General features: G+C 68.8%; 10 protein-coding genes. 6 read left to right on the top strand and 4 right to left on the bottom strand.

Annotated features, from left to right (window positions below):
- Positions 1-5: 5 nt before the first annotated feature.
- Complete coding sequence (locus HUN08_RS12955) at positions 6-470, top strand: MarR family winged helix-turn-helix transcriptional regulator (RefSeq protein WP_124249079.1); 465 nt, start codon at positions 6-8, stop codon at positions 468-470.
- Here the strand turns inward: HUN08_RS12955 and glsA are convergent.
- Positions 430-1,434, bottom strand: a complete 1,005-nt coding sequence (gene glsA, locus HUN08_RS12950; RefSeq protein ID WP_124249078.1) for a glutaminase A — start codon at positions 1,432-1,434, stop codon at positions 430-432. The genes HUN08_RS12955 and glsA overlap by 41 nt on opposite strands.
- A gap of 33 nt (positions 1,435-1,467) precedes the next feature.
- Between glsA and HUN08_RS12945 the strand changes: the two genes are divergently transcribed.
- A complete protein-coding gene (locus tag HUN08_RS12945) occupies positions 1,468-2,286 on the top strand; it encodes a Cof-type HAD-IIB family hydrolase (protein WP_124249077.1) in 819 nt (272 codons plus the stop codon).
- A 63-nt stretch (positions 2,287-2,349) separates the two neighbouring features.
- Here the strand turns inward: HUN08_RS12945 and HUN08_RS12940 are convergent, their stop codons facing one another.
- Both HUN08_RS12940 and HUN08_RS12935 read right to left on the bottom strand, forming a co-directional pair.
- On the bottom strand, positions 2,350-2,670 hold the full coding sequence (locus tag HUN08_RS12940; RefSeq protein WP_124249088.1) for an Lsr2 family protein: 321 nt from the start codon (positions 2,668-2,670) through the stop codon (positions 2,350-2,352).
- Between the two features lie 102 nt (positions 2,671-2,772).
- Complete coding sequence (locus HUN08_RS12935) at positions 2,773-3,573, bottom strand: hypothetical protein (RefSeq protein WP_124249076.1); 801 nt, start codon at positions 3,571-3,573, stop codon at positions 2,773-2,775.
- Between the two features lie 3 nt (positions 3,574-3,576).
- Between HUN08_RS12935 and HUN08_RS12930 the strand changes: the two genes are divergently transcribed.
- The 4 genes from HUN08_RS12930 (at position 3,577) to HUN08_RS12915 (ending at position 7,598) form a co-directional block, all read left to right on the top strand.
- Positions 3,577-4,434, top strand: a complete 858-nt coding sequence (locus HUN08_RS12930) for a rhodanese-related sulfurtransferase (protein WP_124249075.1) — start codon at positions 3,577-3,579, stop codon at positions 4,432-4,434.
- Positions 4,431-5,471: a GTP-binding protein gene (locus HUN08_RS12925; protein WP_301546729.1), complete on the top strand. Its 1,041-nt coding sequence runs from the start codon at positions 4,431-4,433 to the stop codon at positions 5,469-5,471. The genes HUN08_RS12930 and HUN08_RS12925 overlap by 4 nt, the downstream gene beginning before the upstream one ends.
- 131 nt (positions 5,472-5,602) lie before the next feature.
- Entirely contained in the window at positions 5,603-6,634 is a 1,032-nt protein-coding gene (locus HUN08_RS12920) for an N-acetylmuramoyl-L-alanine amidase (RefSeq protein WP_301546728.1), read from the top strand.
- 25 nt (positions 6,635-6,659) lie between these two features.
- Positions 6,660-7,598, top strand: a complete 939-nt coding sequence (locus HUN08_RS12915; protein ID WP_124249073.1) for an SDR family oxidoreductase — start codon at positions 6,660-6,662, stop codon at positions 7,596-7,598.
- On the opposite strand, the gene HUN08_RS12910 is transcribed toward HUN08_RS12915, so the two are convergent.
- Positions 7,570-13,023, bottom strand: a complete 5,454-nt coding sequence (locus tag HUN08_RS12910) for a carboxyl transferase domain-containing protein (protein WP_124249072.1) — start codon at positions 13,021-13,023, stop codon at positions 7,570-7,572. The two genes, HUN08_RS12915 and HUN08_RS12910, sit on opposite strands and share 29 nt — an antisense overlap.
- Between the last annotated feature and the right edge of the window lie 29 nt (positions 13,024-13,052).

Genomic DNA, 13,052 nt, shown 5'->3' with positions numbered 1-13,052 from the left:
ACGGCATGGATCAAGGCCGAGGTCAGGTCGACGACGCGTCGACGCCGTTCCTGCTGATGGTCGCCTTCCGCGACCTGGTCGACGCCGTGAACGCGGCACTCGCCGAAGTCGGATTCCCCGGCATCCGGGACACGCACGGATTCGCCATGCAGGCCATCGGTCCGGGGTGTACCGGCGTGGAGTTGGGCACGCGGCTCGGCGTATCGAAACAGGCCGCGGCGAAGACCGCCGACTCGCTGGAGTCGATGGGGCTGATTACGCGGGAGCGCAACGCGACGGATCGCCGGGAACGGCTGCTCGTGCCGACCGAGAGGGGCATCGAGATGCTCACTCGGTCGGGCGAACTCTTCCGACGAGAGGTGGGCCGCTGGCGCGCCGCCGTCGGGGATGCGCCCGTCGACGCGACGCTGGCGACACTCGCCGCAGTCGCTACGCCATCCCCTCCCGGGCGGCCGAGGCGAAGACGTTGAGGCCCAGCGAGCGCGACAGATGGCCGATCGCGTACTGCCCGCGCACGCTGTTCCCGGCGACGTCGAGCGGCGGCGAGAACGTCCCGACCGCTCCCTTGCCCGGCGCCACCGCGACGATGCCACCGCCGACGCCGGACTTCGCCGGGATGCCGATCTCGAACATCCACTCGCCGGAGCGCTCGTACATCCCGGAGGTGGCGATGACGGCCAGCGTGTCCCGGCAGACCCGAGGGGAGACGACGTGTGCGCCGGTCACGGGATTCACGCCGCCGTCGGCGAGGGTCGCACCCATGACCGCGAGATCGTGGGCCGTCACCCGCAGCGAGCACTGGCGGGTGTAGACGTCGACCATCTCCGTCGGGTCGTTCTCGAAGTTCCCGTAGCTCTGCAGCAGGCGGGCCAGGGCGAGGTTGCGCTGGTTGGTCGCCATCTCGGACTCGTACACCTCGGTGTCCAGGGTGAGCTCCCGGCCGGCGAAGGCCGACAGCCCGGCCAGCAGGTGGTGCCACTGCTCGTCGGGGGTCTTACCAGGCATCAGGGCGGTCGCCGAGATGGCACCGGCATTGACCAGCGGGTTCATCGCGCTGCCGTGGTTGAGTTCGATCGCCATCACCGAGTTGAACGGTAACCCGGTGTTGTTGACGCCGATCCGCTTCTTGATGGCGTCGTGCCCGAGCGCATCGGTCACCAGGGCGAAGACGAATGCCTTCGACGCCGATTCGATCGCGAACTCGTGCCGGGCGTCGCCCACGTCGGCGACGTGGCCGTCGACCGAGCAGGCGGAGATCCCGAACAACGACGGATCGACCTTCGCCAGGGCAGGGATGTAGTCCGCGACCGCGCCGTCGTCGAGACCGCGATACCGCTCGTGGACCTCGCGGAGCAGGCCGAGGGTCTCATCGAGGTCGGGGAGCGCACCGGTGGAGACGCGCTGGTCGATGTGGTCGGTGTCTGTCTTGAACATGACTCACGCTAGCGCGCCGCTAGGGTGGCGGGCGTGGACATCCGACTCGTCGTCTCCGACATGGACGGCACCCTGCTGCCCGACGGCCGGGTGCCGCCGGAGTTCTGGCCGCTGCTCGCGGAGCTGACGGAGCGGGGGATCGCCTTCGTTCCCGCCTCGGGCCGCCAACTGGCGACGCTGCGCGGACTCTTCGCGGGCGAGCCCGGGGGAGAGCACCTTTCCTACATCGCCGAGAACGGCACGCTGGTCACCCTGGGAGCGGAGGTGGTGTCGACGACGACCGTGCCCGACGGATTCGCCCGCGGAGTCGTCGACGCGGTGCGCGCGGCGGTCGACGACGGCGCGAATCTGGGCGTCGTCGTCTGTCGGCCCGACGGTGCCGTGATCGAGCGGACCGATGGGGAATTCGTCGCCGAGTGCGCGAAGTACTACGTGGAGCTGGCGCAGGTCGACGATTTGACGCCCCACTGCCGCGACGTCCTCAAGCTCGCGATCTTCGACTTCGACGACGCGGCTCGGGCCGCGCGACGCTACTTCGACGGACTCGACGGGCAGGTCGTCGTCTCGGGGAAGCACTGGATCGACGTCATGGCCGCCGACGCCAACAAGGGGCACGGCGTGCGGATGCTGCAGCGGCGACTCGGTGTGACCCCCGCGCAGACTGCGGCTTTCGGCGATTACCTCAACGACGTGGAGATGCTGGCCGCGGCCGACCATTCGTACGCGGTCGCCAATGCCCATCCCACCGTCGCGGCACGGGCCCGCAACCTCGTCGCGGGCAACGCCGACCTCGGTGTGCTGCGCGAGCTGCGGGAGATCCTCGACGGTCGAGAAGGCTGCGAGAAAAGCTAACGCACCGGGAGGTATTCCCGGTGCGTTAGCCGTTGTCCTTGCGACGATATGTCAGGCGATGCCTCAGTGCGCGGCGTCGTAGGCCTCGACGATATGACCGGGAATACGGCCGCGGTCGCTGACGGTGTAACCGTTGCTATTGGCCCAATCGCGGATCTTCTGCGTGTCCAGCTTGCCGCGACCGCTGCTCCGGCGGCCACCCGAACGGACCGGGCGAGCGACACCGATGTAGCGGGCCAGCGAATCGCGGAAGGCCGCCGCGTTTGCCGGTGAGGTGTCGAATTCGTAGGAACGCCCGTCGACGCTGAATCGAACCGTCTCGTGAGTGTCCAATTGCGCGCCATCAAGGTCGTCGAAGATCTGAATTACGGCTTTCCGTGCCATGGCTGGTCCCTTCATGCTCTTCCGCACCAATATGTGTGAAAGATATTGACAGTGGCCCGACAATAACATCCGCCGCGCGACAATTGGTGGAACGGGTCGTGATTATCGCGTCGGTTTGGTGGTCGGCGTGCTCTCGCTATTGGATTCGTCCGGTGCGGCGTCGCGCATCGACCGGGGTGCGCGCTGCTCCGCGCGGATCTCGGCGAAACCGTTCTTGGAGAGTGCGAATCCGGTCCCGGTTGATTGGAGGCAGTACAGGCCCTCGGTGGAATCGAGGCATTTGAAGCGCCCGACCGAAAGCGTCTGGCGCGACGGCAGAATGGACGAGCGGGTCATCACCGGGTACAGGTTCGCGCAGGCCCCGGCCGACGCGCCGGCCGGCCCGAGCGTCGCCATCGAGGGATTCCACGCACAGCTCGACGGTGTGCCGCCGGGTGGGGCGGGCGGACCGTTCACCCGTTTGGACACGCAGGACAGAGTCCCGGTGCCGTTGGCGCCCGTCGAGCACTGGACACCGCGGTCCGGGGTGCTGAAGTGGAATCCGGTCGTCGTCACCAGCGGTGACGTCGGCGTTTTGGCCGCCCGGTGGAAGCGGTCGATGTCGACGCGCGGGGCGACGCCGATCAGGTGGCCGTAGGACCAGTCGTCCCACTGGCCGGAAGCACTGTCGGATTCCATCGCCTCGGAGACCCCGACCGACGAGGAGGGGACCGCGGATTCGGTGGTCAGCGGGTCGGTGCCCGGTACGACGATGGTCCGCGATTTATCGGGGGTGGCCAGGTCGGACACGATCGAACAGCTGCTCACGGCCACCGCCGCGGTCGTGGCGGCGAGTAGGGCGGCCGCGATCGCCGCAAAGCGCACCCTGCGCTTGTCGGCTCCTGAGCGTCCGTACCCTGGCATGTTGTGGCGACTCCCAAGATTGTGTTGTTCTACGTGTTCGCGCCGCTGGCCGATCCCGAGGCGATCCGCCTGTGGCAGCTCGGCATCGCGTCGGCGTCGAATCTGCGCGGGCGGATCGTCGTCTCGCCCCACGGTATCAACGTCACCGTCGGCGGGGATCTGCCCGACGTGAAACGTTATGTGCGCGCCACCCGCCAGTATCCCGCTTTCAAGAATGCCGATGTGAAGTGGTCCGATGGTACCGGCGCCGATTTCCCCAAGCTCTCGGTCAAGGTGCGTCCGGAGATGGTGACCTTCGGCGATGCCGGGCGGGTGCGCGTCGACGCGGACGGTGTGGTCGGCGGCGGGGTACACCTGAGTCCGGTCCAGGTGAACGCGATGGTCGAGAACCGTGCGGAGGAGGTCGTCTTTCTCGACGGTCGAAACGAGATCGAGGCGCAGATCGGTCGCTTCCGCAATGCGGTCGTCCCGCGGGCGAAGACGACCCGCGATCTGCTCCGGCTCGTCGACGACGGGGAGTTCGACGAATTCGTGAACCGGCCGGTCATCACCTATTGCACCGGTGGTGTGCGCTGCGAGGTGCTCAGTTCGCTTCTGGTCGAGCGCGGATTCACCGAGGTATACCAGATCGATGGCGGAATAGTCCGATATGCCGAAGAGTTCGGCGACGATGGACTGTGGGAGGGATCGGTGTACGTGTTCGACGGGCGGATGAGTGTCGATTACTCCGATCACACCGCGGTCATCGGTCAATGCGCGCAATGCGGCGAGCCCACGAAGAATGTGGCGAACTATCCCGACCGCGACGGTCGGGAATTGATGGTCGTGTGCGGCAGCTGTTCAGGGAGTCGGGTGCCGTGATTCGGGCCGACGCCGCCACGCCCATCCCGGTCATCATTCTCGCCGGCTTCCTCGGTGCGGGGAAGACGACCTTGCTCAACCATGTCCTGCGGCATGCGGATCAGGCCCGATTCGGTGTGATCGTCAATGATTTCGGCGCGGTGAACGTCGACGCGCTGCTGGTCGCGGGTCAGGTCGACGGGGTGGTCGGATTCGGCAACGGCTGCCTCTGTTGCACCACGGATTCGGACGGATTCGAAGACGCGGTGTCGCGGCTGGTCGCCGCCGATCTCGACGCCGTTCTCGTCGAGGCCTCGGGTATCGCCGATCCGCGGGCCCTGCTATCGCGGGTCGCCGCGATGACCGATCCGCGGGCGGCCTACGGCGGCCTCGTCTACGTGCTGGACGCCGCGTCCCATGCCGATGGCGCGTTGCCCGCCACGGTGCTGCGCCAGGCCGCGGTGGCCGATCTGATCGTGGTGAACAAGGCCGACCTCGTCGACGAGGCGGCTCTCGCCGCCGTGCACGGGGCGCTCGACGCCGTCAACGACTCGGCACCGCGGATCGTCACGCGCGAGGCGGTGATCGATCCGGCGCTGTTGGTCGACGCCCGTCATCGGCCGGTCGACGTCGGGGCCAGGCAACTGACGCTCGACGAGTTGCTGCGCGCGGCCGACGACGACCACGCGCACGAGCACGAGCACGAGCACTACCAGCAGGTCACCTGGGAGAGCGACGAGCCGGTGAACCCGCGCGCCCTGGCGCGATTGTTGGAACGCCCTCCGGCGGGTTGCTACCGGCTGAAAGGGTGGACCCGCGTGGTCTCCGACGTTTACACCGGGACCCTCGACTTCTCCGCGGTGGGCGGACGGGTGCGCGCGACGCGCGGGCCGACGCGGGCGGGCACCGCGGCGACGGTGGTCGTGATGATCGGAGCGGGGATGGACGAGGCGCGGGCCGCCGCGGCCGGTGCGGCACTGGGAAAAGTCGACCAGAATGACGAGTTCGGCGTCCTGAGCCTGCTGCGCTACGACGCGGAGTCCGCCGCGGGCCGGTGATGTCCGATTTGCAGGTCACATCCTGCTAACAAGTGCCGCCCGGGCTGGAGATCGAGGTTCGAGCAATGTTTCACTTGGTACAGATGTTACTGATGTGACTAGTGGTGTTTTCACCGGAGGTTGACCGAATCATGCGCAAGTCCCTTTCCGCCGTCGCGATGTTCGCGGCCGTCTCGGCGTCGATCGCCCTGGCGCCGAGCGTCAGCGCGGCCCCGCGATCCGCACCCGCAGCACCGGCTCCCGCAGCACCGGCTCCGGCACCGGCCAAGCAGCTTTCGGGCAAGACCGTCTTCCTCGACCCCGGCCACCAGGCGTCGGCGGCCGGACATTCGCTGACCAAGCAGGTGCCCGACGGGCGGGGCGGGATGAAGGACTGCCAGACCACCGGCGCCACCGGGGTCAACGGCGCCACCGAGCACACCGTCAACTGGCAGGTCGCCCAGCTCGTCAAGGGGGCGCTGGAGAGCCAGGGCGCGCGCGTCGTGCTCAGCCGTCCCAACGACACCGGGTGGGGCGGATGCATCAACGAGCGCACCGCGGCCGCCAACGCCTCGGGCGCCAGCCTGGCGATCAGCATCCACGCCGACTCCTCCGGCAAGGGTTCCGATCCGGGTAAGAGCGGCTTCCACCTCATCGTCCCGAAGCTCCCGCTGCCGGACAAGAAGGCCGACGCCGTCCAGCGCGGCGAGGGCCGCAAGGCGTCGAACCTGATGCGCGACAACTTCAAGAAGGCCGGTTTCACCCCGTCCAACTACGTGGGCGCGGTCGACGGCATCCAGGAGCGCTCCGACGTCGCCGGTCCCAACACCACGCACGTGCCGCTGGTGTTCGTGGAGATGGGCAACATGGCCAACCCGACCGAGGCGGCTGCGCTCGCCGCCCACGACGGTCAGCTCAAGTACGCGACGGCCATCACCGACGGCGCCCTGAACTACCTCACCGGCTCCTCGGCCGGGTCGGGTCTGCTCGACGGTGGGGACAACCGCGCCGGTGCACCCGGTCTGGGCGGTCTCCTGCCGGCGATCCAGCAGATGATGCGCTCCGGCGATCTGGGCGGGATCACCCAGTTCATGGTCGGTCCGGTCGCCGACTCGGGCTCGGAGATCCTCAAGGCGATGCTCGCCGTCGTCTACGGCTTGTTCGGCGGCAAGCTCCCCATCTGAGCACAGTCGTCCTAGGCTTGGGGGCATGACTGTCAAAGATTGGTTCTACATGGCCCCGCCCGTGCCGTCGTTGCGCGGGAAGAAGGTCCTGATAACCGGTGCCGCCAGCGGAATCGGCCGCGCCACCGCCCTGGCCTGCGCCGCCGAGGGCGCCGAGCTCGTCATCACCGACCTGCATCCCGAGCCCCTCGACGAGGTGGCCGCCGAGATCGCCGCCGCCGGTGGCAGCGTGCTCTACCACAAGGCCGGTGACGTCTCGGACTACGAGTGGGTCGTCAAGTTCGCCAAGAACGTCGACGCCGAGGTCGGCGTGATGGACGTGGTGATGAACATCGCCGGTATCTCGGCGTGGGGGACCGTCGAGAACCTCGAGCACAAGCACTGGAAATCGATGGTGGACGTGAACCTCATGGGCCCCATCCACATCATCGAGAGCTTTGTGCCGCAGATGGTGGCCCGCGGGAAGGGCGGCCAGCTCGTCAACGTGTCGTCGGCGGCGGGTCTGCTCGCCCTGCCGTGGCATGCCGCCTACAGCGCCAGCAAGTTCGGCCTGCGCGGCGTCTCCGAGGTCCTGCGCTTCGACCTGCGCCGCCACCGCATCGGCGTCAGCCTCGTCTGCCCGGGCGCCGTCGCGACCCCGCTGGTCAACACCGTCGATATCGTCGGGATCGACCGGGAGAACGAAGAGGTCGCCGCGGCCATCGGCGGCTTCCACAAGATGGCCGCCTCACCGGAGAAAGCCGCCGCCGCGATCATCAAGGGCATCAAGAAGAACCGGTACATCGTGTACACGTCCTTCGATATCCGCTTCGGCTACTGGTGGTCGCGGAAGTTCGCCTTCCCCTACGAGGTCGCGATGCGCGTCGCCAACGACCAATTCGACCGCCTGGCGCGCAAGGCGCCGCCGAAGAAGGCGGTCCAGCAGGGGGCGCCGACTACCGCGCGCCGCGGATCGTCTGGATGATCCGCGGCCGCAGGTCGGAGGCCGTGATCACTGCGTCGGCGGAACCGACCTCGACGGCGCGCTCGATGTTGTGGACCGCGTCGAACTCGGCGGCGATCTCGGAGATCTTCTCCGCCCGCACCGCGGCCCGCAGGTCGTCGAGTTCGGCCGCCAGGGTGGCCCGGTCGGTGCCGGTCGCCGCGGCCAGCCGCGTCTCGAGTTCCTCCACGCGCGGATCGGCACCGGTGCGCGACCGCACGTCGCCGGCGAAGACGACGGCGGCGGCGGGTGCGCCGCCGAGCACGGAGGCGAACGAGCCCTCGAGGGCGAGCACGGTCATATTCGGGTTCAGCGCCTTGGAGAAGACGACGAACGCGCCGCCGTGGTAGCGCGAGATCACGCAGAACACGATCGGGCCGTCGAAGTTGACGATGGCCCGGCCGATCTCGGCGCCGTACTCGAGCTGCAGCTTGCGCATCGACTCCGGTGAGCCGTCGAAGCCCGACAGGTTCGCCAGGACCACCAACGGCCGGTTGCCGCTGGCCGAATTGATCGCGCGCGCAGCCTTTTTCGACGACAACGGGAACAACGTGCCCGCCGTGAACGTGTCCGGCCCGTCGGTCGGCACGAAGCCGCGGCGGGGGACCGGCTTGGACTCGATCCCGATCAGACACACCGGCGTGCCGCCCAGGTGCGCATCGGTGACGACGGTGTTCTCCGCGTCCGCCATGCCCGCCCAGCGCTCGATCGTCGGGTGGTCCTGGTCGGCGACCGCGCGCATCACGGCACGGATGTCGAAGGGCTTCTTACGATCCGGGTTCTTCTCGGCGGAGAAGATCTCGCCGACCGTCGCGAACTCGCTGCCGTCGACGGTATGCGGGAAATCGGAGATGTCCCGGTCGACCGGGTCGCTCGACTCGGCGTCACGCGGACGCTGTTCCCCGGGCACCACGTAGCTGTGCTCGTAGTGGTACATGAGGACGTCGCGGGCCGCAGGCAGGTCCGAGGCCCAGTACTGGCCCTCGCCGTTGGGGCCCATCACCCGGTCGTAGCCGCCGATGCCGAAGTTGTCCTCGGCGGAGACGCCGCCGGAGAAGTCCAGCGCCTGCTTGCCGGTGAGCACCATCGCCGAATCCGGGGTCATCACCAGGATGCCCTTGGTGTGCATGAGCATCGTGGCCTCGGCATTCCAGTACGCCTGGCCGCCGACGTTGATCCCGGTGACGACGATGTTGATCTCGTGGCCGTCCTGGGTGAACTCGACGATGCGCTTGAGCGCCGCAGCCACCCAGTCCAGGTTCTCGGTGCCCGAGTCCATCTCGACCGCGGCCCCCGACGAGAGGGCGTACCACTCGACCGGCACAGCCAGGCGCTCGGCCAGGTCGAGGGCGGCGATGATCCGACGGCATTCCGGTTCGGCCAGGGAGCCGAGCGACTTCGTCGGATCGCTGAGCACGATCACGCGGGTGATGCCCTCGGGGTATTTCGTCGACGGCGTGGTGATGGTGCCGACGACCACGGCGGCCGTGTTGCCGCCCTTGGCGCGGTTCACCGGGACCAGCTCGTCGGACTCGTCGAGGTCGTACTCCGCGAACTCGCCGAGGAAACCGGTCACCTCGTACGGGTAGGCGGTGCCGCGGCTGCTGGCGCGCAGCACCTTCTGCCGGTACTCGTCGAGCGGCTCCACCGCGTCGTCGTCGGGGTCGCCGACGGTGATCTGGGTGTCGCCGGCCGCGTCGGTCGTGATGTGCGCGGCGATCTTGCGCAGTTCACCGGTCTCCTTGTCGCGCTGGCGCCCGATGAGCAGGATCTCCTCGATCCCGGCACCTTCGGTGGACACCGAATTGCCCAACGTGTGCTCCACGACGAAGCGGAACTGTTCGCTGGAGACGTCGATCGGCGGCCAGATGTACATGACGATCCGGTTGGTGTTGAACCGCCGGTTGCGCGGGCGCTGCGACTGCGCGCGACGGATGGAGTCGACGCAGGTCGCGAAGTTGGTCTCCGCGGTCGGCAGCGTCAGCAGTCGGCCGTCCTCCTCGACGGCGGTCAGGTCGCGCAGCTGGGTGAACGCGACCAGCCGCTCGTCGGCCGGATTGGTCTTGGCGACACAGCGGTAGAGGTATACCTCTTCATCCGACGACGGGAGGCGGGTCAGGTCGAATTTGCGCCACCGCTCCATCTGCATCCGCTGTGCGATGTAGGGGTGCAGGCCGCGGATCAGGCGGTCCTCGGTCAACCCGGTCGCCGAGGGGCGGAACGTGTAGTGGTCGTGCATCGAACCGGCGTCGGCGGCGGCCACCGTGATGGTGACGCGGTGGATCTGACTCGGTAGTGCCTGGGCACTGACGACGTCGTGCAGCGCCGCGGCCATCTCGTCGGGGTTCTTCGGCTGGTCGGGCCAGCTGACGTAGATGTCGGCGTCGATCGACGCCGATCCGTCGCCGAGTTCGGCGAGCCCGGTCATCGCGGAGGGGAGTCCGGCGAAGTCGGTGGCAGCGGAGACGAGCATCGATCCGTCCCGCTGCGCGGTGACGAACGCACAGCCGCCGGCCGTGCGCGCCTCGACGGCCGAGAGCCCCTTGTTGCCGTAGTAGCGACGGGTCAGGACTTCGAGCATGACGCCGTTGTCCAGGCCCTCGGCCAAGCGCTGTCCGAGCAACCCGACGAGCGGCTCGGTGCTGCCGACCATCGCGGCGATGCGCTGCGAGCGGTCGGCGGCGTCGGGGTTCGCGTCGAGGTGGTCGAGGTGTTTGCGCGCATCGGAGAAGACGGCCTCACGCGTCTCGTGCAGGCGCGGGCGCCCGAACCAGGCGTGCAGGACGCCGCGGGCCAGGTCGGCCAGCGCGGGGAAGCGGACCTGGGTGGCCGAGGCCAACCGTTCCAACGACGAGCCCACCGGATCGCGCAGTTCCGGCGCCGGTGTCGGCTCCGAGAGCCACAGGCGCAGCAGTGCCGCGATCACCTGGGCGGTCTCGTCCTGGCGCTGCAACGCCAGGAAGGAGCGGAACACCGCACCCTCGAGGTCGGTGTTGCGCTCGAGCTTGGTGATCCCGTAGTGGCCCAGCGCGTATCGCAGCCGCGTCTGGAACGAATCCGGGATGCCAGCGACGTCCACGTCGAGACTTTGCAGATAGGTGTGGAAGTGTTCGCGCGCGCTGTGCACCCGCTCGTCGACGTGCTCGTCGTCCTTCGGGCGGATCCGGGCCAGCTCGGCCAGGTCGGCGAAGACGTCGATGAGCTCGGCCTCCTGCGCCAGCGGCGGGCCGTCCTGCGCGGCGACGGTGCTCCGGGCCTCCAGGTACTCGTCGAGCAGGCGGCGGTTCTCGTCCGGGTTGACGTCGAAGCCGAGCAGCAGGCTGCGCAGCTCCTCGCGGTCGCGGTCGGCGCGCTCCACGGGATCGACGTCGGCGGGGGCCTCCGGGAGGTCGAGGACGACGGCCTCGGTCTCGGTGCTCGCCTCTTCGGCCTCGTCCTCCAGGGGCTCGAGGCGCAGCATAGGTGCGCCGGCCTCCACCTGGGCGCCGACGATGACCTCGCACTCCCGCAGTCGCGCCTTGAACGGGGCGCGCAGCACGGTCTCCATCTTCATGCTCTCCAGCACGATGACCGGGTCGCCGGGCTCGACCTCGTCGCCGACCTGCAGCGGGGTCGCGATGACGAGCGCCGGCGCCGGGGCGCGCATGACGCCACCCTCGTCGCGGCTGACGCGGTGGGTGACCCCCTCCACGTCGACGAGGGAGATCGGGCCGTGCGTGTCGGTCAGCAGGCGGTAGCGCTTGCCGTTGACGGTGAGCTGCGCCGAGTATTGGTCGAAGCGCTCGAGGTCGACGTCGGCGGTGCGGACGTCGCCGCCGGCCTCGATGACGATGCGGAAGCGGTGGCCGCCGATCCGGGCGACGCGGACGCGGTAGGACACCCCGCGCAGCTTGAAGTCCACCGGCCGGCCGCTCTCGTGGTGGACCTGTGGCCGGCCGCCGTTCGCGGTGACCAGCAGGCGGTTGAGTTCGGCGTTCTCGGCCTCCTCGTAGGCGGCGATCGCGGCGACGGCGAGCGCGATCGAGGAGTGCTCGTGCGACACCAGGCGGCCCTCGCCGCGCACGCGGTCGATCCAGCCGGTGTCGGCACTGCCGTCGATGACCTCCGGCTGGTTCAGCAGGTCGATGATGAAGCTGCTGTTGGTGGCCCCGCCCTCGATCACCACACCGGTGCGCGACATGGCGCGGCGCAGGCGTCCCAGCGCCTCCTCCCGGGTGCTGCCGTAGGCGATGATCTTGGCGATCATCGAATCGAAGTCGGCCGGGATGGTGTCGCCCTCGCTGACGCCGGTGTCGACGCGGATCCCCGGCCCGGTGGGCAGGTTGAGCCGCACGATATGGCCGGGCGAGGGGGCGAAATCGCGGTCCGGGTCTTCGGCGTTGAGGCGGGCCTCGACGGCGTGACCGCGTTCGGCGGGCTTCTCGCCGTCCAGTTTGCCGCCGGAGGCGACGTGGATCTGGGCGCGGACCAGGTCGAAGCTGTTGGTCACCTCGGTGATCGGGTGCTCGACCTGCAGTCGGGTGTTGACCTCCAGGAAGGCGAACAGCTGCTCCCCGGGGTGGTAGAGGAATTCGACGGTGGCCGCACCGCGGTAGCCGACGCGCACGGCGAGGCGCTCGGCGGCTGCCTTGACCTCGTCGACCTGCTCGGGCGAGAGCACCGGCGAGGCCGATTCCTCGATGACCTTCTGGTTGCGTCGCTGCACCGAACAGTCGCGCACGCCCAGGGCCCAGGCGGTCTCCCCGTCGGAGATCACCTGGACCTCGACGTGGCGGGCGCCGGTGACCAGGCGCTCCAGGAACACGATGCCGCTGCCGAAGGCGCGCTCGGCCTCGTCGCGGGTGCGCTGGTAGGCGTCGACGAGATCGGCCTCGTCGTCGACCCGGCGGATGCCGCGACCGCCGCCGCCCGCGGTGGCCTTCAGCATCAACGGGTAGCCGATGTTCGCGGCCGCCTCGACGGCCTCCTCCTGCGTCGAGACCTCGCCGCGGCTCCACGGCGCGACGGGGACGCCGACCTCCTCGGCGATCAGCTTGGCGCCGATCTTGTCGCCGAGCTGGCGCATCGCCTCGGCGGACGGGCCGATGAAGGTGACGCCGATGCGGTCGCACAGTTCGGCGAAGGCCGGGTCTTCGGCCACGAAGCCCCAGCCGACCCAGGCCGCGTCGGCGCCGGTCTCGCGCAGTGCCGTCTCCAGCAGTTCCAGGTTCAGGTACGGCCGCTGTGCCGCGGGGCCGAGGTCGTAGGCGAGGTCGGCCTCGCGCACGAAGGTGGCCGTGCGATCGACGTCGGAGTAGAGCGCGACGGTTTGGATGTCGTTTCCGGTTTCGGCGTTGAGATCCCGTACGGCGTTGATGAGCCGCATGGCGGCCTCACCTCGGTTGACTATGGCGATGCGGCGAAACATTCGGTCTCTCTGCGTCGGGCCGCCCTGAG

Origin of the sequence: Gordonia sp. X0973, assembly GCF_013348785.1 — a bacterium.
Lineage (GTDB): Bacteria > Actinomycetota > Actinomycetes > Mycobacteriales > Mycobacteriaceae > Gordonia.
Note: the sequence above shows the minus strand (reverse complement) of the source record. Positions and strands in the feature narration are given on the sequence as shown.